This is a genomic window from Exiguobacterium sp. ZOR0005, from assembly GCF_000798975.1.
GTDB lineage: Bacteria > Bacillota > Bacilli > Exiguobacteriales > Exiguobacteriaceae > Exiguobacterium > Exiguobacterium aurantiacum.
On sequence record NZ_JTLB01000024.1, the window covers coordinates 83,627 to 108,384 of the forward strand.

At 52.3% G+C, this 24,758-nt stretch carries 26 protein-coding genes; 6 read left to right on the forward strand and 20 right to left on the reverse strand.

All coding sequences use genetic code 11. From position 1 onward, the window contains the following. Window positions 1-13 precede the first annotated feature (13 nt). The 7 genes from L971_RS10940 to L971_RS10970 form a co-directional block, all read right to left on the reverse strand. Window positions 14-1,777 carry an ABC transporter ATP-binding protein gene (locus L971_RS10940; protein WP_024372460.1) on the reverse strand — a complete coding sequence of 588 codons (1,764 nt, stop codon included), beginning with the start codon at window positions 1,775-1,777 and terminating at the stop codon, window positions 14-16. Beyond that, the gene (locus L971_RS10945) at window positions 1,767-3,521 is read right to left on the reverse strand and encodes an ABC transporter transmembrane domain-containing protein (protein WP_047375831.1); all 1,755 of its coding nucleotides are present in this window, start codon (window positions 3,519-3,521) and stop codon (window positions 1,767-1,769) included. Before L971_RS10945 ends, L971_RS10940 begins: the two co-directional genes overlap by 11 nt. 123 nt (window positions 3,522-3,644) lie before the next feature. Next, window positions 3,645-3,878 (reverse strand): YneF family protein, encoded by a 234-nt coding sequence (locus L971_RS10950; RefSeq protein WP_024372458.1) that lies wholly within the window; start codon window positions 3,876-3,878, stop codon window positions 3,645-3,647. A 127-nt stretch (window positions 3,879-4,005) separates the two neighbouring features. Continuing rightward, window positions 4,006-5,997, reverse strand: a complete 1,992-nt coding sequence (gene tkt, locus L971_RS10955) for a transketolase (RefSeq protein WP_029693908.1) — start codon at window positions 5,995-5,997, stop codon at window positions 4,006-4,008. Window positions 5,998-6,196: 199 nt separating this feature from the next. Continuing rightward, window positions 6,197-6,430, reverse strand: coding sequence for a DUF896 domain-containing protein (locus tag L971_RS10960; RefSeq protein WP_024372456.1), 234 nt, complete (start codon window positions 6,428-6,430; stop codon window positions 6,197-6,199). Between the two features lie 60 nt (window positions 6,431-6,490). Further along, entirely contained in the window at window positions 6,491-7,135 is a 645-nt protein-coding gene (locus L971_RS10965; RefSeq protein WP_024372455.1) for a recombinase family protein, read from the reverse strand. A 71-nt stretch (window positions 7,136-7,206) separates the two neighbouring features. Next, entirely contained in the window at window positions 7,207-7,440 is a 234-nt protein-coding gene (locus tag L971_RS10970; protein WP_029334884.1) for a hypothetical protein, read from the reverse strand. Window positions 7,441-7,641: 201 nt separating this feature from the next. On the opposite strand from L971_RS10970, the gene lexA reads away from it, so the two are divergent. After that, window positions 7,642-8,262: a transcriptional repressor LexA gene (gene lexA / locus L971_RS10975; RefSeq protein ID WP_024372453.1), complete on the forward strand. Its 621-nt coding sequence runs from the start codon at window positions 7,642-7,644 to the stop codon at window positions 8,260-8,262. Then, window positions 8,262-8,702 carry a metal-binding protein gene (locus tag L971_RS10980; protein ID WP_047375834.1) on the forward strand — a complete coding sequence of 147 codons (441 nt, stop codon included), beginning with the start codon at window positions 8,262-8,264 and terminating at the stop codon, window positions 8,700-8,702. Before lexA ends, L971_RS10980 begins: the two co-directional genes overlap by 1 nt. 91 nt (window positions 8,703-8,793) lie before the next feature. Here L971_RS10980 and glnA read toward each other — a convergent pair whose 3' ends face one another. The 4 genes from glnA to hflX all read right to left on the reverse strand — a co-directional run bounded on the left by glnA (window position 8,794) and on the right by hflX (window position 13,222). Next, window positions 8,794-10,134: a type I glutamate--ammonia ligase gene (gene glnA / locus L971_RS10985; RefSeq protein WP_024372536.1), complete on the reverse strand. Its 1,341-nt coding sequence runs from the start codon at window positions 10,132-10,134 to the stop codon at window positions 8,794-8,796. A 46-nt stretch (window positions 10,135-10,180) separates the two neighbouring features. After that, on the reverse strand, window positions 10,181-10,585 hold the full coding sequence (locus L971_RS10990; RefSeq protein ID WP_024372535.1) for a MerR family transcriptional regulator: 405 nt from the start codon (window positions 10,583-10,585) through the stop codon (window positions 10,181-10,183). Between the two features lie 93 nt (window positions 10,586-10,678). Beyond that, window positions 10,679-11,977 (reverse strand): aminotransferase class I/II-fold pyridoxal phosphate-dependent enzyme, encoded by a 1,299-nt coding sequence (locus L971_RS10995; RefSeq protein WP_369793377.1) that lies wholly within the window; start codon window positions 11,975-11,977, stop codon window positions 10,679-10,681. Then, entirely contained in the window at window positions 11,978-13,222 is a 1,245-nt protein-coding gene (hflX, locus tag L971_RS11000; RefSeq protein WP_024372533.1) for a GTPase HflX, read from the reverse strand. A 103-nt stretch (window positions 13,223-13,325) separates the two neighbouring features. On the opposite strand from hflX, the gene L971_RS11005 reads away from it, so the two are divergent. Both L971_RS11005 and L971_RS11010 read left to right on the forward strand, forming a co-directional pair. Then, window positions 13,326-14,321 carry a tyrosine-type recombinase/integrase gene (locus tag L971_RS11005; protein ID WP_047375836.1) on the forward strand — a complete coding sequence of 332 codons (996 nt, stop codon included), beginning with the start codon at window positions 13,326-13,328 and terminating at the stop codon, window positions 14,319-14,321. A gap of 58 nt (window positions 14,322-14,379) precedes the next feature. After that, the gene (locus L971_RS11010; protein ID WP_024372531.1) at window positions 14,380-14,775 is read left to right on the forward strand and encodes a hypothetical protein; all 396 of its coding nucleotides are present in this window, start codon (window positions 14,380-14,382) and stop codon (window positions 14,773-14,775) included. On the opposite strand, the gene L971_RS11015 is transcribed toward L971_RS11010, so the two are convergent. Then, on the reverse strand, window positions 14,776-15,324 hold the full coding sequence (locus L971_RS11015; RefSeq protein ID WP_047375838.1) for a GNAT family N-acetyltransferase: 549 nt from the start codon (window positions 15,322-15,324) through the stop codon (window positions 14,776-14,778). 145 nt (window positions 15,325-15,469) lie between these two features. Between L971_RS11015 and L971_RS11020 the strand changes: the two genes are divergently transcribed. Beyond that, the gene (locus L971_RS11020; protein ID WP_047375839.1) at window positions 15,470-16,465 is read left to right on the forward strand and encodes an MFS transporter; all 996 of its coding nucleotides are present in this window, start codon (window positions 15,470-15,472) and stop codon (window positions 16,463-16,465) included. On the opposite strand, the gene L971_RS11025 is transcribed toward L971_RS11020, so the two are convergent. Then, window positions 16,450-16,956 carry a hypothetical protein gene (locus tag L971_RS11025; RefSeq protein WP_047375842.1) on the reverse strand — a complete coding sequence of 169 codons (507 nt, stop codon included), beginning with the start codon at window positions 16,954-16,956 and terminating at the stop codon, window positions 16,450-16,452. The genes L971_RS11020 and L971_RS11025 overlap by 16 nt on opposite strands. Continuing rightward, window positions 16,946-17,773: a hypothetical protein gene (locus L971_RS11030; protein WP_047375844.1), complete on the reverse strand. Its 828-nt coding sequence runs from the start codon at window positions 17,771-17,773 to the stop codon at window positions 16,946-16,948. Before L971_RS11030 ends, L971_RS11025 begins: the two co-directional genes overlap by 11 nt. Before the next feature lie 88 nt (window positions 17,774-17,861). On the opposite strand from L971_RS11030, the gene L971_RS11035 reads away from it, so the two are divergent. Then, entirely contained in the window at window positions 17,862-18,410 is a 549-nt protein-coding gene (locus L971_RS11035) for a DUF4256 domain-containing protein (RefSeq protein WP_047375846.1), read from the forward strand. Between the two features lie 23 nt (window positions 18,411-18,433). Here L971_RS11035 and L971_RS11040 read toward each other — a convergent pair whose 3' ends face one another. The 6 genes from L971_RS11040 to rny form a co-directional block, all read right to left on the reverse strand. Next, on the reverse strand, window positions 18,434-18,916 hold the full coding sequence (locus L971_RS11040; RefSeq protein ID WP_047375848.1) for a hypothetical protein: 483 nt from the start codon (window positions 18,914-18,916) through the stop codon (window positions 18,434-18,436). A 532-nt stretch (window positions 18,917-19,448) separates the two neighbouring features. Continuing rightward, a complete protein-coding gene (locus tag L971_RS11050; protein ID WP_029334870.1) occupies window positions 19,449-20,630 on the reverse strand; it encodes a glycine C-acetyltransferase in 1,182 nt (393 codons plus the stop codon). A gap of 14 nt (window positions 20,631-20,644) precedes the next feature. Further along, window positions 20,645-21,721, reverse strand: a complete 1,077-nt coding sequence (tdh, locus tag L971_RS11055) for an L-threonine 3-dehydrogenase (RefSeq protein ID WP_047375853.1) — start codon at window positions 21,719-21,721, stop codon at window positions 20,645-20,647. Window positions 21,722-21,890: 169 nt separating this feature from the next. Beyond that, window positions 21,891-22,151 carry a stage V sporulation protein S gene (locus L971_RS11060; protein WP_024371608.1) on the reverse strand — a complete coding sequence of 87 codons (261 nt, stop codon included), beginning with the start codon at window positions 22,149-22,151 and terminating at the stop codon, window positions 21,891-21,893. A 26-nt stretch (window positions 22,152-22,177) separates the two neighbouring features. Continuing rightward, window positions 22,178-22,972 (reverse strand): TIGR00282 family metallophosphoesterase, encoded by a 795-nt coding sequence (locus tag L971_RS11065; RefSeq protein WP_024371607.1) that lies wholly within the window; start codon window positions 22,970-22,972, stop codon window positions 22,178-22,180. A 48-nt stretch (window positions 22,973-23,020) separates the two neighbouring features. Continuing rightward, window positions 23,021-24,583, reverse strand: coding sequence for a ribonuclease Y (gene rny / locus L971_RS11070; protein WP_024371606.1), 1,563 nt, complete (start codon window positions 24,581-24,583; stop codon window positions 23,021-23,023). Between the last annotated feature and the right edge of the window lie 175 nt (window positions 24,584-24,758).

A 24,758-nucleotide genomic window follows, 5' to 3' on the forward strand; every position in this document is an offset into this window, starting at 1 on the left:
TACACTTTCAAGTTTATGACATCAGACGTTGGCCGGATTGCAATTCGTACATCTTCTTATACAACCCGTCCTGTCGGAGCAGATCTTGGTGGTTGCCTCGTTCGACGATTTCTCCGCGATGCAGGACGAGGATGAGATCCGCGTCTTGTATCGTCGAAAGGCGGTGGGCGATGGCGATCGTCGTCCGTCCCCTCCGCATTCGATCGAGCGCGTATTGGACTCGCTCTTCCGTCTCCGTATCGATCGAGCTCGTCGCTTCGTCGAGAATGAGAATCTTTGGATCCCGGGCGACGGTCCTTGCGAACGCGAGCAATTGCCGTTCCCCGCTCGAGAACGTCGCACCACGCTCCCCGACTTGATGGCCATAGCCGGCGTCAAGTTTCTCGATGAACGTGTGGGCTTGCACGAATTCGGCCGCCTCGCGGACACGATCGGAATCGATAACGGGATTGAACAGCTTCAAGTTATCCTCGATCGTTCCCGTGAAGAGGAACGGGTCTTGCAAGACGAGCCCGACCTTGTCCCGGAGCTCCGCCTCCTCGAATTGTTCGATCGGTTGGCCGTCAATCGTGATTTGACCGGATTGGTATGGGTAGAAGCGGGTGAGCAAGTTGATAATGGAACTTTTCCCGCTTCCCGTATGACCGACGAGAGCGACGGTCTCCCCTGGTTTGGCGACGAATGAGATATGTTTCAACACATCGACCTCACCGTCGTAACTGAACGTGACGTCATCGAACCGAACCTCACCGTTGCCGATACGCGCCTCCCCGGGAAGACGTTTACCGGGTGCCGGTTCATCCGTGTCCAAAATTTTGAACACACGATCGGCCGAGACGACCGCTTGTTGAAACTCACTCAAGCGTTGCATAATATCGAGCACCGGGCGGAAGATCCGCTCGATATAGCTGATGAACGCATAGACGACCCCGATTTGGACTTGTTCTGTCGTCGACAACACCCCGTAATAACCGAGCAAACCGATGATCGAGAAAGCGAGCAACAACTCGATGATCGGACGGAGCAACATGCTGTCGAGCTTCAAGTTACGGTAGCGGGCTTGTTGATGCGCCTCGTTCGTCTCTTCAAACTGACGGATGAGACGTTCTTCTTGCCGGAACTGCTGAACGATGCCCATCCCGTTGACCGACTCGTTCAACTGAGCGTTCAGTTGGGACAGCAAGTCGCGGACCTGGGCGAAATATTTCGTCGAATAGCGACGATACGCCCAGATGATGAGCCAAAAGAGCGGCACGAGAACGAGCCCCATCGTCGCGAGCGTCGGCTCTAGGATGTAGAGGAAGATATACGTTCCGAGCAGTTGCACGCCCGACTGTACGAAAGTGCTCATGACCCCGACATAAAGCTCTTTCACGGCTTCCGTGTCGTTCGTGATTCGGGATACGAGCACGCCGGCCGGAGTTCGGTCGAAGTAAGCGAGCCGCATTCCCATCACGTGCCGGAAGATGTCCATCCGGATGTTTTGGACGATCTTCAACGCGATCTTTTGGAACGAAATCGATTGCAAGTAATCAAAGATGATCGCCGACACGTGAAGCACCATATAGACGACGAAAAGGGTGACGACCCAGTTCGTCGGATAGACGCCCGGGGTGACGAACTCGTCGATGAACACTTTGATCAAAAACGGTCCGGCGAGCTTCGCTCCTGTCGCGAGCAATAAGAACACGAACGCGATGCTGAGCGGACGGCCGTATCGCTTCGTATAGCCGAGCAACCGTTTGATGACCGCCCATTCTTGAATGTCATGCTTCATGATGCCCGCCTCCTTCCACGATCGCCTCGAGCTGTTGACGATCGTACGTATCTTTATACCAACCTTCTTGCTGAATCAGTTCGTCATGGCTACCCCGTTGAATGACTTTCCCGTCCTCTAGCACAAGAATCTCATCAGCATGTTTGACAGCCGAGAGACGATGGGCGACGATCAGGCGGGATTGGTCCGGATTCCCCGTTCTGAAGTGTTCGATGATCGCTTCTTCCGTCTTCGCATCGACGGCGGACAACGCATCGTCAAGAATGAGGACGTCCGCATCAATCATGAGGGCGCGGGCGATTGAGATACGCTGTTTCTGCCCTCCTGAGAGCGTCACGCCGCGCTCTCCGACGAGCGTCGCGTATCCTTCTGGGAGGCGCATGATGTCATCATGTACTTCGGCCACTTTCGCGGCGGTCATGATCTCGTCCATGCTTGCGTCGGGACGGCCGAACGCGATGTTGTTCGCGATCGAGTCCGAGAAGAGAAAATGATCTTGCGGGACGAGCGCGACCCGTTCGAGTAAGACCGATTTTTTCACTTGGCGGATGTTGATGCCCCCGATTTTGACTTTGCCTTCGTTCACATCATATTCGCGCGTCAACAAACGGACGATCGTCGTCTTCCCGGAACCGGTGCGTCCGACGACTCCGAGCGTCTTGCCGCGCTCGAGGCGGAACGACACATCCCGTAGCACAGGTACCTCATCATACGCGAACATGCGGACGTCGGCCTCAATTTCGGAATGGGCCAGCTTCGTCGCCGCCACCGGATCGTCTTGGATCTCAGGTTTGACGGCGAGCATGCGCTCGATTCGGTCGTATGAGGCGCGACCACGTTCGACGATATTGAACAGCCAGCCGAACGCGAGCATCGGCCACGTGAGTAAACCGAGGTACGCCGTGAAACTGACGATTTGACCGATCGTGAGCTCGCCTTGCTCAATCAAATACGCCCCATATCCGATCGATAATATGTAAGATAGTCCGACAATCCCGAAGATGGTCGGGTCATACAGCGCATCAATTTTGGCGACGCGAACGTTTTTCGCCATCACCTCATCAGACAGTTTCTCGAACGATTCGACGTCTCGTCCGATTTCACCGGTTGATTTCAAGACACGCACGCCACTGACGCTCTCCTGGACTTTATCGTTCAGTTCGGAGAACGCTGCCTGAGCGACGCCGAACCGGCTATGTAGCAACTTTCCGTAACGTGTCGTCAATGCGACCATGATTGGTAACGGCAAGAGCGCGACGACCGTCAACTTCCAACTGATCGTCGTCACCATCGTGATGATGACGAACGTCCCCATCGTCACGCTATCGACGAGTGTCAGGATGCCGGCCCCGGCCGTCATCGAGACGGCTTGCACGTCGTTCGTCGCATGCGCCATTAAATCTCCGACTCGTGACTTCTTGTAAAAACGTTGATCCAAATCGGTAAAATGTCGATAAAGCTGGCTCCGGAGCAATCGTCCGAGCCGGATTGACGCACCGAAGATGAAATAGCGCCAAAAGAAGCGGGCCACATAGTTCCCGATGCCGACGGCGGCGAGACCGCCGAGGAGGAGCCACAACAAGTTCGCTTCGAGCGAACCTTCGTTCATCTCATCGACGATACGGCCGATGATGCGCGGCGGCACGAGCTCGAGCGCGGCGACGAACATGAGCAGGACGATACCGAGTGCGTACGTGCGCCACTCCAGCTTGAAAAACCAGGATAATTGTTTGAATACACGAATGTGAAACGCCCCCTATATCTTGAAATAAGACTATTCATTTATGGTAGCGAAAGTTTGTTCGATTGTCTAACAATATATGGATACAAAAAACACTCCGCCGCGGCGAAGTGTTCCGGTAACTCATTATGATTTCTTTTCGTTCTTCATTTGAACGTTCATGGCACGCATCACTTGGTTGACTTTCTTCTGTGACGGTTTTTGACCCATTTGCATCATCAACGTACGAATCATATCTTCATTGATTGGCGGGTTTTGTTCGAGGTAGTTCATCATGTATTTACGAGCGATGAAGAAACCGATCGCGATACCTCCGATGAGTGCTGCTACGACGATAAGAATCCAGAACAATGTACTCAAGGTTTTTACCTCCTCTACCATATGAAACATCGTTTTTTACTATACACTATATTACGCTAATTCGCTAGTCGTCAGAAAAAAATCGTGATGCCCTCCGGAAACGGAAGACATCACGACAGTTCTTGATTTAAAGCGATTTGACAGCGGCGATCACGTTCTCGACCGACATGCCGTATTCTTTCATGAGGAGGTCCCCAGGAGCAGAGGCACCGAACTTGTCGATTCCGAGTACTTTACCGCCGAATCCGACGTACTTGTACCAACCGAGCGTCGATCCAGCTTCAAGCGAGACGCGCTTCGTCACAGATGACGGAAGGACCGATTCTTTGTATTCTGCCGATTGCGCTTCGAACAATTCCCACGAAGGCATCGATACAACAGCCGCTTTCACGCCTTCAGAGGCGAGTTGTTCGCGCGCTTCGACGAGTACGTGTACTTCAGAACCCGTACCGAGGAGGAGCACGTCCGCTTCGTTCGAGTCGCCAGCCACGACGTATGCGCCTTTAGCTGCTTGCTCGATTGACGTCCCTTCAAGCTCAGGAAGCGCTTGACGCGTCAAGACGAGAAGTGATGGGCTAGATGTCGTCGTCACAGCCTGTTTCCAAGCCGCGATCGTCTCTTTTCCATCCGCCGGGCGGAGGACCGATACGTTCGGCATCGCGCGGAAGCTCATCAAATGTTCGACCGGTTCGTGCGTCGGACCATCTTCACCGACCGCGATCGAATCGTGCGTCAAGATGAACGTCGATGGAAGACCCATGAGGGCAGCCAAACGGACCGCAGGACGAAGGTAGTCTGAGAACACGAAGAACGTCGCACCGTACGGGACAACTCCGCCGTGAAGCGCCATTCCGTTGACGGCAGCCGCCATCGCGAACTCACGTACCCCGAACCAGATGTTGCGGCCAGCCGGATCTTCGTCGAAGTCAGCCGCGCCTTTGATCATCGAGTTGTTCGAACCGGCGAGGTCAGCCGATCCACCGAAGAGTGTCGGCACTGCCTTCGCGAGTGCGTTCAACACTTCACCGCTCGTCTGGCGTGTCGCTTTCTTCGAACCGATCTCAAACGTCGGCAACTCGCTGTCCCAACCTTCTGGGAGCTCGTTGTTCATCGCGCGTTCGAATTGGGCACCAAGCTCTGGGTGAGCCGATTTGTAAGCTTCGACGAGTTCGTTCCAGTCAGACTCATATTTCGCGCCTGGCTCGATGACTTTCTCGTTGAACAGGTCGTACACTTCAGTCGGGACATAGAAGTTCTCGCCTTCCCACTTATAGAACTGTTTCGTGAGCTCGATTTCCGCTTCACCGAGTGGAGCCCCGTGCGAAGCCGATTTCCCTGATTTGTTCGGTGATCCGAAGCCGATAACCGTCTTCACTTCGATGAGTGTCGGTTTTGACGTTTCGGCTTTCGCCTCATCGATCGCCTTGGCGATCGTGTCGATGTCTGTACCGTCCTCGACACGGATGACTTGCCAACCGTAGGCGTTGAAACGATCTTCGACACTTTCTGAGAACGACTTGTGAAGGTCACCGTCAAGTGAGATGTCGTTTGAATCATAAAGGACGACGAGCTTGCCTAGTTTCAAGTGACCAGCGAGTGAGGCAGCTTCCGCCGACACGCCTTCCATCAAGTCACCGTCGCCGCAAATCCCGTATGTGAAGTGATCAACCACTTTGAACTCATCACGGTTATACGTTGCTTCAAGATGCTTCTCCGCCATCGCCATTCCGACAGCCATGGCGATCCCTTGTCCGAGCGGTCCAGTCGTCGCGTCGACACCAGCCGTGTGACGGTACTCTGGATGACCTGGCGTCTTCGAGTCCATTTGACGGAACGCTTTCAGGTCATCGAGTGACAAATCGTAACCAGACAAGTGAAGAAGCGAGTACAAGAGCATCGAACCATGACCTGCTGATAACACGAAACGGTCACGGTTGAACCAGTTCGGGTTTTTCGGATTATGACGCATCTTGTCTGTCCAAAGCGTGAACGCCATCGGAGCCGCACCCATCGGCATACCCGGGTGACCAGAGTTCGCTTTTTGGACCGCATCGATTGAGAGCGTCCGAATCGAGTTAATCGCTAATAATTCTTTAGTAGTTGTTTCCACTAATTTCATCCTCTCTGTTGTTAAGAAGGTTTCTACCCGTCATATTTTAGCACACTCAATCGTGTGTCACAACTAATTAATTAGTATAACACATTGTTTGAAATCGTTTACTTCCTTTGTCTTCATTTCGGTTCAATCGTCGAACCTTATAGACGTTCGCGTATAACAAACATGCACATCCTATACGAAATAGGATGTGCATTCAAGGTCATTCCGAGCGTTGACGATCTTGCTCTTCTTTCAGTTTTTGCGGTGTCACGTCGTTGCCATCCGGATCGACGACTTTCATACCCATCATTTGGGATTTGAACGATTGACGGAACGCTTTCAAATATTGTTGACGTAAAGCTTGTTGTTCATCCATCTCTTGCTGCGATAGACCGTCTGTCTTCGCTTTGTTGGCGAGGAAATTGATTCGCTCCAATTGTTCAGGTGCTAACATCGGGCTCGCCCCCTCTCTACTGAATTTGTTCTTCTACTGTACAAAATCAGCGCTGAGGAATCAAGTTTTCGATACCGCCACGTGTTCGAGATAACGGCGGTTGACCGTCGCTTTCGAGACTTCATATCCGAAGCCGCGTAACGTCGCCGCGATTTCCGCAAACGTCAACCCACGTTCACGGAGTTGGACGATCTCTTCGATTGGGACCTCGATCCGGCTCCGGCCGCCTTGATCATGATGCTGAATGTTTCGTTGCGGGTTGAACCCATTCGCCACAGCCCGCCGCATCCCGCGAGATATTTTCGCGTTATGAATCTTCCGTTGGTACTCTTCGACGACACTGACGATCTCGAGCACCATTTTCTCCGCGTCAGAGACGACATACTCATCAGACGATTGCATCGTCAACAGCCGGACGTCGTGCTTCATGAGCGTGTGCAAAATGGCGATTTTCGCGTTCCCTCGTCCGAGCCGGCTGTCATCTGTCACGAGGACAGCGTCCAGGTTTGAGGCGGAGACATGCTCGAGCAAATCGAGAAGACCCGTCCGATTGACCTCATATCCGCTCTCTTGTTCGGTGATCGTGTCGATGACGTCGGCCTCGAGGCGTTTCGCCATCCTCGTCAACTCCTCGACTTGACGACCGAGCGAAGTCTCTTGCGCCGCTTTATTCGTCGACACGCGACAATAAATGACGACTCGCATCCCGTCACTCCCTTTCTATCCATTCCTTTTTACGATACACAGGAACGGGGGCGTTCCGCAATCAGAAACCATTACTCGGAGGCGAACCACGTCGTCTTACGCTCATCTTTTTCAGCCCGTTCGGCGATGATGCGCGCTTCGAGCGTTTCCGCTTCTGTCCGTGCCACTTCCGCCTCGATGCTTCGGGTATCTTCGACAACCGGTGCCGCTACCTCGACGTGTCTCATTTCTCCGACCATAAAAAATGCGAACATACCGAGTACTAACAATCCGACTAAGATGATTCCATTCAACGTATCTTTCATTATAATCCGCCTCCAGTTTATGAGAATGCACGTTCCTAAGAACGTTTGTTCGTTTATCTGTTCTCATCATAAAACAGGAACTTCTGTTCGGTCAAGAAAAAAACGAACGAATGTTTGTACGCTCATGTGTTCTATGTTAAACTTAGACCATAAAGAATAGGATGCGTTCGCAAGTTATTCGACATAATCGAGGTGAGATCTATGAAAAAAATGTCAGCAAGACAACAACAGATTCTTGATTTTATAAAAGACGAAGTGCGCTCGAAAGGATATCCACCTTCTGTCCGTGAAATCGGTGAGGCGGTCGGTTTGGCTTCAAGCTCGACCGTACACGGTCACTTAGATCGCTTAGAGAAGCGCGGATTGATCCGTCGCGACAAGACGAAGCCTCGCGCAATCGAGATCTTAAGTGAGGATGCCGTCGTCACGAACGACCACGAAGCGGTCACGTACGTACCGGTCATCGGGAAAGTAACGGCCGGGACGCCGATCACGGCGATTGAGAACGTGGAAGAGCACTTCCCGCTCCCATCGCATATCGTCGGTGCCGACAACGTCTACATGCTCTCCGTTTCTGGAGACTCGATGGTGAACGCCGGCATTCTCGACGGAGACCGGGTCCTCGTGAGACAGCAGAACACGGCCGACAATGGAGAGATTGTCGTCGCGATGACCGACGAAGGCGAAGCGACGGTCAAGCGGATCTACAAAGAGGCCTCAAAAGTTAGGCTCCAACCGGAGAATGATGAACTTGAGGCGATGTATTTCGACAACGTTTCGATCTTAGGGAAAGTCATCGGTGTATACCGGACGATTCACTAATGGCGAGCGGTAAGACCCATACGCGTACGAACTTCGTGGCAATCGGTGCTCTTGCGGTTGCCACGCCTTTTATTGACCTCGATGTCCCGCTCGTGCTTTTGCTCGGCGCCATCGTCGGGACGCTCTGGCTCTCCCCGGACCTCGACTTGAAGTCAGACGCCTACTTCCGCTGGGGGCCGCTCCGCGGATTTTGGCTACCTTACGTGAAGCTGATGCCGCACCGGTCGCTCTTCTCGCACTTACCGGTATTGAGTGATTTGATTCGAATCATTTACCTCGGCTTTCCGATCGCCATCTTGCTCACGTTCACACCGTATGAAGCCGCCACAATCGCTTGGCTCGACGCGAACGGCTTGCCGTTCTTCCTCGGCCTCACGTTCGCGACGACGCTTCATACAGCCCTCGATTACACATCGACATTTTTCAAACGTGCGTTCTAATCAGGACGTCTCCACTCGGGGACGTCCTTTTAGACGCGCAAAAAAAGCGCCCGTGCTTTCCGAAGAAGGCACGAGCGCTTTTTTGGTTGGATTAGTAGAGCGTCATATACTGATCGCGTTCCCACTCCGTCACTTGCATACGGAACATGTCCCACTCGATCTCTTTCAATTCGAGGAAGTGTTCACCGATATGCTCACCGAGCGAGTCCATGACGACTTTATCGGCACGGAGCACTTCGAGTGCGTCGAAGAGCGTTGCTGGAAGGTCGTCGATACCGTTCGCGACACGCTCTGGCTTGTCCATGACGTAAATGTTGCTGTCGATTGGTTTTGGTGCAACTAAATCTTTTTCGATCCCGTCGAGGCCTGAAGCCAAGAGTGACGAGAGGGCGAGGTATGGGTTCGCCGCCGGGTCGACCGAACGTACTTCGATACGCGTCGAGAGGCCACGGGCCGCCGGTACACGAACGAGTGGTGAACGGTTGCGTGCGCTCCATGCGACGTAGCAAGGTGCCTCATAACCTGGTACGAGACGCTTGTATGAGTTGACCGTAGGGTTACAGATGGCCGTAAACGCACGAGCGTGCTCGAGGATTCCCGCCGTGAAAGCACGGGCCGTGTCTGACAATTCCATTTCGCCATTCGGGTCGTAGAAGACGTTCGTGTCGCCTTTGAAGAGCGACATGTTGGCGTGCATCCCTGAACCGTTGACGCCGAAGAGTGGTTTCGGCATGAACGTCGCGTGAAGACCATACTTCGCCGCAATCGTCTTGACGACGAGCTTGAACGTTTGGATGTTATCGGCTGTCGTGACCGCATCCGCATATTTGAAGTCGATCTCGTGTTGCCCTGGTGCGACTTCGTGGTGCGACGCTTCGATTTCAAAGCCCATGTTCTCAAGCTCGATGACGATCTCTTTACGGCAGTTCTCGCCGAGGTCGACCGGCGCCAAGTCGAAGTAGCCACCTTGGTCGTTCAATTCGAGTGTCGGTTGACCGTTCAAATCCTTTTTGAAGAGGAAGAACTCAGGCTCTGGTCCGACGTTGAACGCTGTGAAGCCAAGCTTTTGCATGTGCTCAAGGTTGCGTTTGAGCGTACCGCGCGGGTCTCCGCTAAACGGTGTGCCGTCTGGGTTATAAATATCACAAATCAAGCGAGCGACTTTTCCGCTGCCATCTGTCCACGGGAAGACAACCCACGTGTTAAGGTCTGGATAAAGGTACATGTCTGACTCCTCGATGCGGACGAATCCTTCGATTGAAGAACCGTCGAACATCATCTTGTTGTCGAGTGCTTTGTCCAATTGGCTGATCGGCACCTCGACGTTTTTGATCGTTCCGAGGATGTCTGTGAATTGAAGACGAATGAAGCGTACGTCCTCTTCTTGTGCGATCCGTTTGATGTCTTCTTTCGTGAACGTTTTTCTGGCCATGGTGAAATGTCCCCTCTCACATTGTGTAATGGTTAATGTACTGGCGTCATCGATAAAAACGTGACAACTCACCTTGGATGAGTGACGTCTTATTGAAACGTCCAGCTTCTTGAAGCTGTGTTTTCAACAATTTGTGCAATTCTTTTTCCGAAATCTTCGGAGTCTCACTGACCGGTTCCTTTGAAGCGGTTGAGTCCGTTTCTGTAGTCCCCTCATTATCCAACATGTGGCGAATCGCCGCCAAGTTGAATCCTTGGTCGATGAAGTCCTTGATTGCGAGTAGACGTTCGACATCATTAAAGGAATAAAGTCGTCGTTTCGATTCCGTCCGACTAGGCGAAATCAGACCCTGTTCTTCGTAATACCGAATCTGCCTACCAGTCAGTTGCGTCAAGTCTTGGACGATTCCAATCGGAAACAACGGGTTGGAGCGACGAAATTGATCGGCCATCCCTTATCCCTCCTTTGCTGTCTTACACTGTGAGAATAATACATGACACTTTTCCTGTCAATAGATGTTAAGAAAGTTAACATGACATTTTGGTTACAACGTCGTTGTGATGTTTTGTGGTTCAAACTTAACGAGCCCTTTCGTACGTAATTGGCTCAAGGCCAGCATTAACGCGACCTTGACGTGCGCATACGTCAAGCCGCCTTGAACGTACGCCGTGTACGGTGCGCGGAGCGGACCGTCGGCTGATAGCTCGATGGACGAACCTTGGATGAACGTCCCGGCCGCCATGATGACGTCGTCCTCATACCCAGGCATGTAGGCCGGAACCGGAAGCGCATGGGCGTTGACCGGTGACGCCATTTGGATGCTCTGGCAAAACGCGATCATCTTGTCGCGGTCGCGGAACGTCACCGACTGAATCAGATCGGTGCGTCGCTCCGTATAATGCGGATCGGTCTCAAAGCCGAGAAGTGACAATAGGCTCGCCGTCAAATGGGCCCCTTTCAACGCTTGGGCGACCGTGTGCGGCGCCATATAGAAGCCTTGGTACATCTCTTGGAGCGAATAGAGCGATGGTCCGGCCTCGCTGCCGATGCCCGGCGTCGTCATCCGGAACGAGCAACGTTCAATCAGTTCCTTCGTGCCGGCGATATAGCCGCCCGTCTTGGCAAGCCCACCGCCTGGGTTTTTAATGAGCGAACCAGCCATGAGGTCGGCACCGACGTGGGTTGGCTCACTCGTCTCGACGAATTCACCGTAGCAGTTGTCGACGAAGACGAATACGTGCGGATGGGCCGCTTTAATCGCCGCAATCGCCTCCCCAATCTCCTGCACCGGGAGGCTGCGCCGATTGGCGTATCCTTTCGAGCGCTGAATCCCGATGAGTTTCGTCTCAGGACGGACCCGTTTCAAGACCGCTTCGACATCGATGCGGTCGTCTTTCAACTCGACCGTATCATAGCCGACACCAAGTTCTCTCAATGAACCGCGGCCGTCGCCACGGATACCGACGATCTCTTCGAGCGTATCGTACGGTTTACCCGTGACATACAAGAGTTCATCACCCGGCAACAACACGCCGAACAAGGCGATGCCGATGGCGTGCGTTCCAGAGATAATCTGGGGACGACAAAGGGCGAGCTCGGCCCCGAACACGTCCGCATAAATCGACTCGAGCGTGTCACGCCCGATGTCGTCATAGCCATAACCGGTCGTCGGATTGAAATGGAAGTCCGATACTTTATGCTTTTTGAACGATTCGAGGACACGGTACTGGTTAAACTCTGCCGTTTCCTCGATCGCTTCGAAATAAGGTCGCACCCGTTGTTCCGCTTGCTTCACGAACGGGGCGAGTTCATCATAATGATCAATCTTTTCTTGCCACATCATTCACACCTCAAATTGTTTCAGCGTCGAATATAGACGCGTGTCTTCTCTCATATACCCGACGAGTTCGACCGAACCGTCATCAAGGAAGTTCTCCTCGAGCCGATACATCGAATCTTTGGCCGGATGGTAATGCTCGAACGAGCTGACCGGTAAAATGACGTGTACTTTCATCAACACGTCACAGATCTTGTCTTCGATCGCACCGATGAGCGTCTCGATATCCGTAGCGTCGAGCGCCGAGATGACGAGCGGTCCCCCGACGAAGTCGGCCGTCAAGCGGTCTTTCTTATTGTACACTTCGAGCTGCGGCAACTCGCTCGCGCCTAGCTCCGACAGAACCGAGTTGGTCGTATCGATTTGATTCATGTAGTGCGGGTTCGACGCGTCGATGACATGAAGCACGAGGTCGGCCCCGACGACTTCTTCGAGTGTCGAGCGGAAGGCAGCGACGAGTTTCGTCGGCAAGTCACGGATGAACCCGACCGTATCCGTAATTAACACTTTCCCGCCGCGCGGCAACTCAAGCTCGCGCGTGAGCGGGTCGAGCGTCGCGAACAGTTCGTCCTGCTCGTACGTATCGGCATCCGTCAGACGGTTGAAAATCGTCGATTTGCCGGCGTTCGTGTAACCGACGAGTGCGACTTGAAACACCCGGTTCTCTTTCCGGCGCTCGCGGTAACGGTCACGGTGCGCGACGGTCCCTTCGAGCTGTTTCTTGATCTCGTCGATGCGGCGTTTGATGTGACGGCGGTCGCTTTCCAGTTTCGTCTCACCCGGTCCACGCGTCCCGATCCCGCCTCCGAGCCGTGACAATTGTGTGCCCTGACCGATGAGTCGCGGGAGCAGATAGTTCATCTGGGCGAGCTCGACTTGGAGCTTCCCTTCTTTCGATTGGGCGCGTCCTGCGAAAATGTCGAGGATGAGCTGTGTCCGGTCAATCAATTTCATCTCGTCCGGATCGTTCAATGAGATGCGAATATTCTTCGATTGGGCCGGTGACAGCTCCGCGTTGAAGATGACGATGTCCGGCTCGAACTGTTCGATGAGCATGGCGAGCTCCTCGACCTTCCCTTTTCCGATGAACGTGCGGCGATCGATTTGTTGCCGCTTCTGGTCGAGCCGGGCGACGACCTCACCTCTTGCTGTGTCGACTAATTCGACGAGTTCGCCCATCGACTGTTCATATGTCCAATCATCGACTGTCGGTAATTGACAGCCGACGATGATCACTTTCTCTCGTTCCATACATATCCCTCATTCCTAATAAGTCTCATCCCCCATCTTACCACGAATCGAGGAATGGAGAACGTCCGTTTGTGGTACGATATGAGGAGAAGGAGGGACGTCCATGACAAAACGAAGAAAAGAGTACGCGCTCCCCGAGTATATCGAGACGTATTTATATCATCTTGGTGCGAGCGGCCGCCAGCCCTCGACGCTGAAACGCTATCGCTACGACTTGATCGATGTGCACAAATACTTTCATGACCATAACGTCGAACTCGTCACGCCAGAGGAATGGCTCGCCGTCCCGCTCGAATCATGGAAGACGTTCGTCAACGATTTTTTAATTGAAGAGAAACAGTACCAACAGGCGACGGTCGCCCGCATCGTCACGGTAATCAACAGCTTGACGACATTTTTGAACCCGCTTCGTAAAAAGATGCTTCACTACGCGCAACCGGCGCATACGCTCACCGTCGATCAAATCGCGCTAGAGGCCGAATTCGATACACTCATCCGGACGATCCGCTCGACGCGCGGCCTCAGCGAGAATCAACTGCAGGCGCATCCGTATCTCGTCAACCGGAACGCGCTCATCGTCACGTTGTTCTATAAATACGGCTTGCGCGTCCATCATATCATCCGTTTGAAGATGAACGACTTGCACTTGGCAAGCCATGAATTCGACGTCTACGACCGGCTCGGCAACAAATTCACGTTAAAACTCAGCCAAGCGGACCAGTCGCTTCTCATGAACTACCTCGCCGACATCCCGACGCCGGTGCGCCCGCGCTGGTACTCGGACGACCCCGTCTTCGTCTCGTTCGATTTCGCCCGGATGACGTTCCGCTGGGTGTATGCGAAGAACCAGCCGAAGCAGCTGACAATCGTCATGATCACGAAGATGATGCGCCAGTTGAACGAACGGAGCGGTCTCGCCCGCTCGGTCACACCGTCGATGCTGCGGAACGCCCATGTCTTGAAGACGTATGCTTTAGATATGACCCCGATTGAACGTATGAACGTCACGTGTATGCATAAAGAGTCTTCGCTTCGCCGTTATGAACAGGCGTATACCGAGTTCGGTGAGATCCTCTATGCCTCAAAAACGATTCTCTAACGAGCCGGCATGAACACATGTCGGCTTGTTGACTGATGATGTGAAGGAGGAGAAAGCCATGTTGTTCCAAAAGATTCAAGCCGCATTGTTCAGTCTGTTCATCATCCCGTTCGTCTTACCGCTCGTACTCCCGGACGCATTCGAATTACCGTATTGGCAAAGCGTCCTCGTCTATGCCTTGTTCGCCGTCCCTGTCGTGTTTCTGTACGGGACGACGATGTCGCTATTGTCGGAGTACCTCAGTGAAAAGACGCCATTCCGCTCAAAACGGATGACGTCTTTCCTCTATCACTTGATCGGCGGCTGGTTGTTCGTGATCCCATACGGCCTGTTGTTCGACCTATCGATTTTTGAGACGGGACTGTTCAATTTCGCGTCCTTACTCGGTGTACTGAGCGCGACCGTCTTTTTCATCATCGATCAACTGCTCGGTCATTATTTCAAAACCTCATAATCAACCGGTCCATTCCGCTCGCAACAGCCCGTAGACGACATGGTCGACGTAGCGGTCGTATAGCCATTCGGCGTCGCGGAGCACGCCTTCTTGTTTAAAGCCCAGCCGTTCCGGCAACGCCCGGCTCTTGCTGTTCCCGGTCGCGACACGAATCTCGATTTTGTTGAGCCCGAGGTCGCGGAACCCATACTCGATGAGCGTCTCGAGCGCTTGGCTCATGATGCCCTTTCCTTGAAAGTTTTGACCGAGCCAATAGCCGATCGTTCCGCACTTGATGCCTCGGTCGATGTCGTTGAACCCGATCGTCCCGGCGAGCTTGCCTTGATACAAAATTGCGAACGATTTCGGATAACCGCCAGTCTCCATCAATCCTTTGATTCGCCCTTCGATGTTTCGCTTTGAATCGTCGACCGTCTCGATATAATCGAGCCAACCGAGCCACTCGCGAAGGTACGGCTCCGAGGCCATCGTCAATTCGAACAACGCTTCTGCGTCATCGATGGTGAACATGCGTAGTTGAAGCTGGTCCTTGATGTCATAGCGTAACATAGCGTCCTCTCCACTCACTTCCAATTGCTGTATTCTCCATTGTTCTATCGTAAACTATTTGTAAATAATTTGAAAGCGGTGAAAATATGTAAGCTGGCTTCATCCATCCCATCCAAAATTGAATAGCCCGTGGAGGAGATTTGTGATGAAGTCATTTTATACACTCTTGGTCAGTCAATGGCTGGCCAATATCGGTGACGTGCTCTATATCGTCGCCTTGATCGCCTTATTGTATCAACAGACCGGTTCTGCTCTCGCTGCGGCCAGTTTCCCCATCGCCGTCACGATCGGGATGACCGTGAGTGGTCTGTTCTTTGCCCGTGCCTTGTCGCGATTCACCCTCGGACAGACACTGCTCGCGACGCAACTGTTGAAGACGGTCTTGCTTTTGGCCGTGATGTGGTCGGAGTCGATTCTCGTCCTCGGACTCGTCGCACTTATCGCGTTTTTCGACGGGTTCGCTCGTCCGGTCCAAGCGTCGTTCATCCCACGGCTGACGACGAATCGTCAACGAGCGAACAGTCTTGTCCAAGGGTCGAACCAGTTCATCCAGCTGGCGATGTGGCCGCTTGGTACGATTGTTGTCGCTTCGTTTTCAAGCACGCTGGCGTTGACCGTCGCATTAATGTTGTTCATACTGTCGACGTTCGTCACGTTTCAGTTCGTCCGTTCGCTCGACGCTGACGTGACGGTAGAAGATGACGAATTCGACGTGTCCTTGAAGGAGAGCCTCGCTTTCGTGCGCACGGCACCATTCGTTCGCTTACTCACGGTATTCGTCACGTTCGAGTCGTTCGTCAGCACGCTCTGGATTTCGGCACTATTGCTCGTCTATCTAGAACGCCACCTCCACATCGATACGAGCTGGTGGGGGACGATGAACGCGAGTTTTTTGATTAGTATGATTTTAGCAAACGCGTATGTGTTTCGTACCCAACGTAATAGTTCGCTCGCCGTCAGTTCTTTACTGTCTGTCGGTGCGGCACTGTTGTTCGGATTAACGTCCCACATCGCGTTCGCGCTCGTCGCACTTGCGATTGACGGAAGATTTAGTTCAATCAACTTAACAAATAGGCGCCTTCTCGGTGAGAGAGGGCGCCTGTTTACTGTCATGCGTACTTTAGTTTACCAATCAAAGTAAAAATTCGGGCTTCCGCGACGGATACAAGTTAACCCGATCGCCGCCTCGACAGTCGGATCCGACATCGTGATAATCTCAAGTACCGTGTCCAAACCGTAAATCCGATAGTGATACAACATGGCATCGTCCGGTTTGATGAACTCCCACAACTGAAATCGCGTCTTTTGTAGCTGGTCGAGATAACCTGACTTTGTATAGCGAACGACTTGATTCCCTTCAAAGTGATCGTGAGACATGACCACCACCCCATCGGCATACGATTCATCGATGACTTCCATGTAGATGATGTCTTCAAAGCGGAGCTTCACGTTCACCATCTCGCTTTGCGGATGAACCCCATTCGTCTCGAGTCGCTCACGGAAAGAAGTGTTCTGCTTCTTCCGATAGTCGAGAAGTTGTAGCTGGAATGTCAGACGTTTCGGACCGATGTCATAATTGAAAGCAAACACGTGCATCATCCCGTCATACAAGAATAAATCTTCAAATCTCATTGGAAATCACTTCTCCCGCAAGTTTATACTGAAACGCACCGTACCTATCCCCTTGCGTCAAATCGCCTCCGATGAACAATGAGACGGTTTCTGTCGCGGTCGGGATGAGGAATCGAATGCCTTTCCACTCTTCAGATTGGTTTACTAATGAGACAAGCTGATGCAAGGAATGTTCGGAAAGTTGTGATATCTCACCTCTCACCTTATATGTCTTCGACCACATCCATTTCCCGATGCGTTCCATCGAATGGTCGCATCCCGTTCGCTTCGCCCAGATTTCAAAACCGGACAAAAATTCATTCTTTGATGAAACGATATGAAATGATTGAGCACCAAGCGTGACCAACAAATTAGTAATAAATGATGTAGGTTCTTTCAACTTCGGTAAATAAAACTCCCTCCATTGACTGTCCCACAAATTGTCCCACGAAAAATCATAGAGTGATTCCATTTGTGCAGAGAATGAATCTGGATAATGAAATGTCTGACTGTGTGCTAATAAAAAATCGAGGAAGGAAGCATCGTGTCCGGCTAGCTCGATGGACACAACTTTTTCTGTATATAATTTGCGATGATACGAATTATACAAAAAGACTAGTTTTTCATTCGAATAGATGCCAATCGGTAACGTCAAATCAATCCATCGAAGCTGAAGTAATTCTTGCTTCGTCATATGTAAGTTCAGCTCTGAATAATCTGTCACACGATAAGAATTATTCAGCAGACAATCAGACCAAATCGTTTTGATTTGAAACAAATCAATCGTCTGGAACGTCTGCACGTTTAAATGCTGAACATTCACTTCATCAAAGTTCACCGTACATTCCCCTTTCGCTCAATGAATTATAAATGGATGATGAAAATATCTTATACTGATAAAAACTGCTGAAACGGAGTGAAGAATCATGGTCAACCTCTCAACTGAAGAGAGAAACGAGTTAACCGCTATTCTCGAAGCACGTTTTCACATCCACCTCGAGCGACACCCCGATGTCGTCTGGTCAGACGTGGTGACGAAGCTTGAGACGAATTCGGACAAGCTCCTCACACTCTCTGAAATGGAACGGACCGGCGGCGAACCGGATGTGATTCGACTTCCAAACGGTGACCTCGCCTTTTGTGACTGCTCACCGGAAAGCCCGAGCGGACGCCGTAGTCTTTGTTACGATGAGCAGGCGCTAGCGGGCCGGAAGAAGAACAAGCCGGATGGGAGTGCCATCGCCTTGGCTGAACAGATGGGGCTCGAGCTACTTGACGAAGCGACGTATCGCCATTTGCAGACGCTCGGTACGTTCGACTCAAAGACGTCGAGTTGGATTGTAACGCCAGAGACGATTCGTCAAAAAGGCGGCGCCTTGTTCTGCGACCGCCGCTATGACCACACCTTTGTTTATCACAACGGTGCCGATTCGTATTACGCGGCCCGTGGATTTCGTGGGATGTTCAAGATTTGAGCAAGGCCAAGTGCCTTGCTCTTTTACTTGAAGAGCCACTGAAAGACGACCGGAATGTATCTGATAAAGAAGAGGCTTACGAAAAAGAGCGAGGGTACTTTTAGCAACCACATATACCAGGCATTGTCTTTACGCATCCAGAACAAAAAGAGGGCGTGAAGCAGTGCATTCTGTGTGACGTTTGAACCATGGAGCATTTGGCTAAAGAAAGCTCCCCATCCAGGGAATGAATCGATCCCAAACAATGCCGTGAAATCTGGCGACGTATCATATTTGATGCGTACGTACCACGCCATCGCATAAACTGATACGAATATCGATGCCCAAATCGTCATCCATAAAAATATGAAAAATTCTTTCCACGACTCCACGTCGATGATACAAATGACGATTAAAATTCCAATCCCAATCACAACGTTAATAATAAACAGCGGAGAAATCGTCAGAATCGAAAATTCTTCCGCTGTCATGAATGATCCGGCTACTACATTTGAAAGTTGGCCCATCATCGGATCCTCATCGCTTTTAAGTGTAGGAGCAATGTGTCATATAATTCGACGTACAACATAATGCCTAGACCGATGCCGACAAGTAACAAGATTGCACCGAGATGTTTCGTCGTCATGAATACAAGTACAACATGGATCACAATCGTAGCGATGATGCTATCTGTGTTCCCAGAATGATCCGCGATTGCTTTTCCCGGTTTAATTAGTAGATACATTCCCAATGTCGAAAAGAGTATACTCATGCATGCAATTAAAATAAAATCAATCCATAATGACATTTTTTGAACCTCTTAACTTTAAATTCGGTATTTGAAATAAAAATGATTTTTATTATTCCTTTTCAAATTTTAGAGTCTCTCCTTTTAAATGTCTACCAAAATTTTCAAGACTAAACGTTTTGCCTCATTCAACACAGTCATCGCTCGAGCCTCGGTCGATTAGGCTGACACGATCGATTGATAAATTGAGAACAATCATGCACCTATTTCAACACAAAAAAACTGCAGACGATTCGTCTGCAGCCTCAAGCTTATGCGTGGAGCGTCACGTTCAATTCTTCGGCGACCGCCTTGAAGGCAGCGAGCGCGCGTTCGAGGTCGTCACGTGTATGTTCCGCCGTCACGATCGTCCGGATCCGCGCCTTGCCTTTCTCGACCGTCGGGAAGGCGATGCTCTGTGCGAACACACCGTGGTCTTTCAGCTTGTCCGAGAACGTATGCGCGAGCGTCTCTTCACCGAGCATGACCGGCGTGATCGGTGTCGTCGCATGTCCGATGTCGAAACCGAGGTCACGGAGACCCGTCTTGAAGAACTCCGTGTTCGCCCACAGCTTGTCGAACAGGTCTTCCTCTTCCTTCATGACGCGAATCGCTTCCTGGTTCGCGGCGACGACCGCTGGCGGGTGTGACGTCGAGAAGAGGAACGGGCGTCCTTTTTGAATCAAGAAGTCGCGGACATCGTTCGAGCAGGCGACGTAACCGCCGAGGACACCGATCGCCTTCGATAGCGTCCCGACTTGGAGCGCGACCCGTCCGTCGAGTCCGAAGTGGTTGACCGTCCCGCGGCCGTTCTGACCGAGGACGCCCGAGGCGTGCGCGTCGTCGACCATGACCGCCGCGTCATACTTCTCGGCAAGTTCGACGATCTCTGGGAGCGGCGCGATATTGCCGTCCATCGAGAAGACGCCGTCCGTGACGATGAGGCGCGTGCGGTAGTCTTGCGTCTCTTTCAACGCTGCCTCTAAGTCTTCAAGGTCGACGTGTTTATAGATGCGACGTGCCGCTTTCGTCAAACGGATGCCGTCGATAATCGAGGCGTGGTTGAGCGCGTCGCTGATGACGACGTCTTCTGGCCCGAGGAGCGCCGACAAGACGCCAAGGTTCGTCGCGAACCCAGACTGGAACACGAGCGCCGCTTCCGTATGTTTGAACTCGGCGAGCTCGCGCTCGAACGCTTCGTGCATCTCGAACGTACCGGCGATCGTCCGGACCGAACCGGTGCCGGCGCCGAACTGTTCGACCGCTTCAATCGCCGCTCGTTTCAAACGCGGATGGTTGGCGAGACCGAGATAGTTGTTGGACGACAGTTGCACGAGCGACTTGCCGTTGATCGTGACCTCGTTCCCTTGCGCCGACTCGAGCGGCACGAGCGAACGGAACGTACCCGCTTGCTTCATTTCATTGACTGCTTCTGTAATATGTTCAAATGCCATATTGTTTCCCCCTCTTATGGTATTAAGACGACCTTTCCACACTTCCCGGCCCGCATGAGCTCGAAGCCTTGCTCGAACTCCTCGAGCTTGAACACGTGGGTGATGATCGGTTCGACGTTCAGTTGCCCGGTCGCGAGCATCGTCGACACTTGGCTCCACGTCTCATACATTTTACGTCCGGTGATCCCTTGGACCCGGACCCCTTTGAAGACGACGTCACGTGTCAAATCGAGCGCGACCGGTTTCGCCGGAAGCGACAACACGTTGACGTCTCCTCCTGCCGTGACCATCTTGAACGCCTGGTCAATCGCGAGCGGATGACCACTCATCTCGCAGACGACATCGATCCCATCCATGTCCGTCTCGTTCATGATCAACTCGAGCGGATTCTGCTCCATGCTGTTGATGACGACGTCCGCCCCCATGTCTTCGGCGAGCTTCAACCGATACGGGTTAACATCGATCGCATAGACGCGGCTCGCACCGGCCGCTTTGGCGACACCGACGGCCATGAGCCCGATCGGTCCGCAACCGACGACAGCGACAGATTTTGCTGACACATCGCTCGCGAGCACCGTATGGACGGCGTTGCCGAGCGGTTCCTGAATCGAGGCGAGCTTCGCCGGCATCGCCACGGGATTGACCCACAAGTTCTCTTCTGGCATGACGACGTACTCGGCGAAGCAGCCTTGGGTGTCGACGCCGATGATCTTCGTGTTTTTACAGATGTGATACTGCCCTCTTAAACACTGTTTGCACTGGTGACAGACGATATGTGTCTCGGCCGAAACGGCTTGGCCGATCTTGATGCGCTTCGCCCCTTCCCCGAGCGCCACGACTTCCCCCGAGAACTCGTGACCGAACACATATGGCGGCTTGACCCGGCTCTTCGCCCAATCGTCCCATTCATAAATGTGAACGTCGGTCCCACAAATCGATGTCGCCGTCACTTTGATTAACACTTCACCCGGACCCGGTGTCGGAATCGGTACCTCGACCAATTTTGCCCCGAATCCGGCCGTATGTTTTTGAATCGCTTTCATAACAGGTGTCGTTGTTTCCTTCTCTGTCGTTGACACGAGCTGTTCCATCGAAAACGTCCCCCTCTTGTCTCTTAATCGAACTTCACGTTCTCTTTCATCTTGTCATAAAATGACGAAACTGAGAAGACAGAACGTCGGATTTCAACCAAAAAAAGAGAAGCCATCCGCGCCGATGGCTTCTCTTTACAAGAATAGGACCTATGTCCCGACCGCAAGCTCATCTCGGTTCGATGATGAGCTTGATCGCAGTTCGTTCTTCCCCGTCGATTAAAATATCCGTGAACGCCGGGATACAAATCAAGTCGAGACCGCTCGGCGCGACGAAACCGCGCGCGATGGCGACCGCTTTGATCGATTGGTTGAGCGCCCCAGCGCCGATTGCTTGAATCTCACACGTGCCTTTTTCACGAAGTACGCCAGCGAGTGCACCCGCAACGGAGTTGGGATTCGATTTTGCCGAAACTTTGAGTACGTCCATTCTTGTTTCCCCCTCGGGTAGGTTGTTCAATCAAACCAGACGGTCTGATCATCTAGGTGTATGCGTTCAATTTTTGTGGCTCGTTTCGATTGGTCATCGATTGTGATTAAAACTCCATTAAGTTGTTCCCGTCCCTCGGCAACTTCAAACCGCACCGGGAGCTGTGTCAGGAATTTTTTCAACACGACGTCCGCGTCCATGCCGAGCACGCCGTCAAGCGGCCCTGTCATCCCGACATCCGTAATGTATGCCGTCCCATTCGCGAGCACGCGTTCATCGGCCGTTTGGACGTGTGTATGTGTCCCGACGACCGCTTGGGCGCGACCGTCCAAATAATAACCCATCGCGATCTTCTCGCTCGTCGCCTCGGCGTGCATATCGACGAAGATGGCATCGACGTCGTCTTTGACCGTGTCGATCAGCTCATCGACTTTTCGAAACGGACAGCTGAGCGAAGGAAGGAAGACCGTGCCCATCACGTTAATGACGGCGAGTTTTTTCCCGCGCTGCTTCAATACCATCATCCCGACGCCAGGTGTACCATCCGGATAGTTGGCCGGACGGACGATACGGTCGGCGTCGTCGATCCAGTCGAAGATGTCACGGTTGTCCCACGTATGGTTGCCCATCGTCACCCCGTGAAAACCGAGCTCGAGGAACTGTTGGTAAATCTTTTTCGTGATCCCACGCCCGTTTGCCGCGTTCTCACCATTGACGAGCATGAACGTCGGATTATATTTGTCTTTCAGGCGACCGATTTGCGCGGCCAAAATTTCACGTCCCGGTTGTCCGACGACGTCACCGATGAATAAGACTTTCATTTGAGTTTCCTCCTTGTAAATAGAAAAAGCGGAGAAGGTCTCCGCTTTTTACTTCGCATAATCGACGGACCGCGTTTCGCGGATGACCGTCACTTTAATTTGTCCCGGGTAATCGAGTTCATCTTCAATCCGTTTACAGATGTCACGCGCCATCTTACTCGCTACAACGTCATCGACGACGTCGGGGCGAACGATGATGCGGACTTCGCGTCCTGCTTGGATGGCATATGATTTCTCGACGCCGTCAAACGATTCACAAATCGATTCGAGGCGCTCTAAGCGACGAATGTAGCTTTCAAGCGTCTCTTGACGGGCGCCAGGGCGCGCCGCTGACAAGGCGTCAGCCGCTGCGACGAGCACTGCGATCGTCGATGTCGCTTCGACGTCCCCGTGGTGGGAAGCAATCGAGTTGATGACGACCGGATGTTCTTTGTATTTCGTGGCAAGTTCGACACCGATCTCGACGTGACTGCCCTCGACCTCGTGGTCGATCGCCTTCCCGATATCGTGCAGAAGACCCGCTCGTTTCGCGAGCGTCACGTCTTCTCCGAGCTCCGCGGCCATCATGCCGGCGAGATGTGCCACTTCGACCGAATGGGCAAGTACGTTCTGACCGTAACTCGTCCGGTAACGCATGCGACCGAGCGTCTTGACGAGGTCTGGATGAACCCCGTGGATGCCCGCTTCAAACGTCGCTTCTTCCCCGTATTCACGGATGCGTTCGTCGACTTCACGGCGCGACTTCTCGACCATCTCTTCGATTCGGGCCGGATGGATCCGACCGTCTTGTACGAGTTTCTCGAGCGTCATTTTGGCGATTTCACGACGGACCGGGTCGAATCCGGATAGGATGACCGCTTCCGGTGTGTCATCGATGATGAGATCGATGCCGGTGAGCGTCTCGAGCGTCCGGATGTTACGTCCTTCACGCCCGATGATGCGTCCTTTCATCTCGTCGCTCGGCAAGTTGACGACGGATACCGTCGTTTCCGCCACGTGTTCCGCGGCGTACCGTTGCATCGTGAGCGACAACAAGTGCTTCGCTTTTTTATCAGCTTCTAATTTTGCTTTTTGCTCGATTTCTTTTTGAAGGAGAGCAGCATCGTGAAGCGCTTCCTGCTTCGCTTCGTCCATGATGATGGTCCGTGCTTCTTCTTTCGACAAGGCTGCGACGCGAACTAGTTCTTGGCGCGCTTCCTCGTACAACTCCTCCACTTTGCTCTCGAGCGTCTCAGCTTCCCGCTTACGTTTCGCAAGTGTCGTTTCCCGTTCGTCGAGTGAATCCTCTTTCCGTTCGAGCATGTCTGCTTTTCGGTCGAGGACCTCTTCTTTTTGAACGAGGCGGTTCTCTTTCACCTTTTGCTCTTCGCGACGTTCGCGCAGTTCTTGTTCCGTCTCATTGCGAAGTTGAATCATCTCTTCTTTTACTTCAAGCCGTGCTTCTTTTTGCATCGCTTCCGATTGTTGTCTCGCTTGCTCTACAATCTTGGTCGCTTCCGTCTCAGCACCTTGAATCTTCGCTTCGGCGATCGATTTACGCACAAAAAAACCTGCAACAAAAGCTATCGGCAAAAGGAGGATCAGAATAAGCTCTAATAGCCATTCCATCATGTTCACCTCCCTTTCGCAAGGTTATTTTATTTTTTCATGAATGAATACGCGAGCGAGCCCGCGTATAGCTTTATTGTACTTATTTACATAGGAGAATGCAATGCACGGACAGGATAGAACTACCAATTCATAAAAAAATTATACTAAAAAAATCTCACTCGGAAAAACCGAGTGA

What these genes read in the sequence shown, in the direction of transcription:
- L971_RS11015 (WP_047375838.1), bottom strand. Translation starts at nt 15,324, where the DNA reads ATGTTACGCTATGACATCAAGGACCAGCTTCAACTACGCATGTTCACC.
- L971_RS10940 (WP_024372460.1), bottom strand. Translation starts at nt 1,777, where the DNA reads ATGAAGCATGACATTCAAGAATGGGCGGTCATCAAACGGTTGCTCGGC.
- L971_RS11040 (WP_047375848.1), bottom strand. Translation starts at nt 18,916, where the DNA reads ATGGGCCAACTTTCAAATGTAGTAGCCGGATCATTCATGACAGCGGAA.
- L971_RS11065 (WP_024371607.1), bottom strand. Translation starts at nt 22,972, where the DNA reads ATGAAAGTCTTATTCATCGGTGACGTCGTCGGACAACCGGGACGTGAA.
- tdh (WP_047375853.1), bottom strand. Translation starts at nt 21,721, where the DNA reads ATGGAACAGCTCGTGTCAACGACAGAGAAGGAAACAACGACACCTGTT.
- L971_RS11050 (WP_029334870.1), bottom strand. Translation starts at nt 20,630, where the DNA reads ATGGCATTTGAACATATTACAGAAGCAGTCAATGAAATGAAGCAAGCG.
- glnA (WP_024372536.1), bottom strand. Translation starts at nt 10,134, where the DNA reads ATGGCCAGAAAAACGTTCACGAAAGAAGACATCAAACGGATCGCACAA.
- rny (WP_024371606.1), bottom strand. Translation starts at nt 24,583, where the DNA reads ATGATGGAATGGCTATTAGAGCTTATTCTGATCCTCCTTTTGCCGATA.
- L971_RS11025 (WP_047375842.1), bottom strand. Translation starts at nt 16,956, where the DNA reads ATGAGATTTGAAGATTTATTCTTGTATGACGGGATGATGCACGTGTTT.
- L971_RS10965 (WP_024372455.1), bottom strand. Translation starts at nt 7,135, where the DNA reads ATGCGAGTCGTCATTTATTGTCGCGTGTCGACGAATAAAGCGGCGCAA.
- L971_RS10970 (WP_029334884.1), bottom strand. Translation starts at nt 7,440, where the DNA reads ATGAAAGATACGTTGAATGGAATCATCTTAGTCGGATTGTTAGTACTC.
- L971_RS11060 (WP_024371608.1), bottom strand. Translation starts at nt 22,151, where the DNA reads ATGGACGTACTCAAAGTTTCGGCAAAATCGAATCCCAACTCCGTTGCG.
- tkt (WP_029693908.1), bottom strand. Translation starts at nt 5,997, where the DNA reads ATGAAATTAGTGGAAACAACTACTAAAGAATTATTAGCGATTAACTCG.
- L971_RS10980 (WP_047375834.1), top strand. Translation starts at nt 8,262, where the DNA reads ATGGCGAGCGGTAAGACCCATACGCGTACGAACTTCGTGGCAATCGGT.
- L971_RS10990 (WP_024372535.1), bottom strand. Translation starts at nt 10,585, where the DNA reads ATGGCCGATCAATTTCGTCGCTCCAACCCGTTGTTTCCGATTGGAATC.
- L971_RS10995 (WP_369793377.1), bottom strand. Translation starts at nt 11,977, where the DNA reads ATGATGTGGCAAGAAAAGATTGATCATTATGATGAACTCGCCCCGTTC.
- L971_RS11035 (WP_047375846.1), top strand. Translation starts at nt 17,862, where the DNA reads ATGGTCAACCTCTCAACTGAAGAGAGAAACGAGTTAACCGCTATTCTC.
- L971_RS11020 (WP_047375839.1), top strand. Translation starts at nt 15,470, where the DNA reads ATGAAGTCATTTTATACACTCTTGGTCAGTCAATGGCTGGCCAATATC.
- L971_RS10960 (WP_024372456.1), bottom strand. Translation starts at nt 6,430, where the DNA reads ATGTTAGCACCTGAACAATTGGAGCGAATCAATTTCCTCGCCAACAAA.
- lexA (WP_024372453.1), top strand. Translation starts at nt 7,642, where the DNA reads ATGAAAAAAATGTCAGCAAGACAACAACAGATTCTTGATTTTATAAAA.
- L971_RS11005 (WP_047375836.1), top strand. Translation starts at nt 13,326, where the DNA reads ATGACAAAACGAAGAAAAGAGTACGCGCTCCCCGAGTATATCGAGACG.
- L971_RS11010 (WP_024372531.1), top strand. Translation starts at nt 14,380, where the DNA reads ATGTTGTTCCAAAAGATTCAAGCCGCATTGTTCAGTCTGTTCATCATC.
- hflX (WP_024372533.1), bottom strand. Translation starts at nt 13,222, where the DNA reads ATGGAACGAGAGAAAGTGATCATCGTCGGCTGTCAATTACCGACAGTC.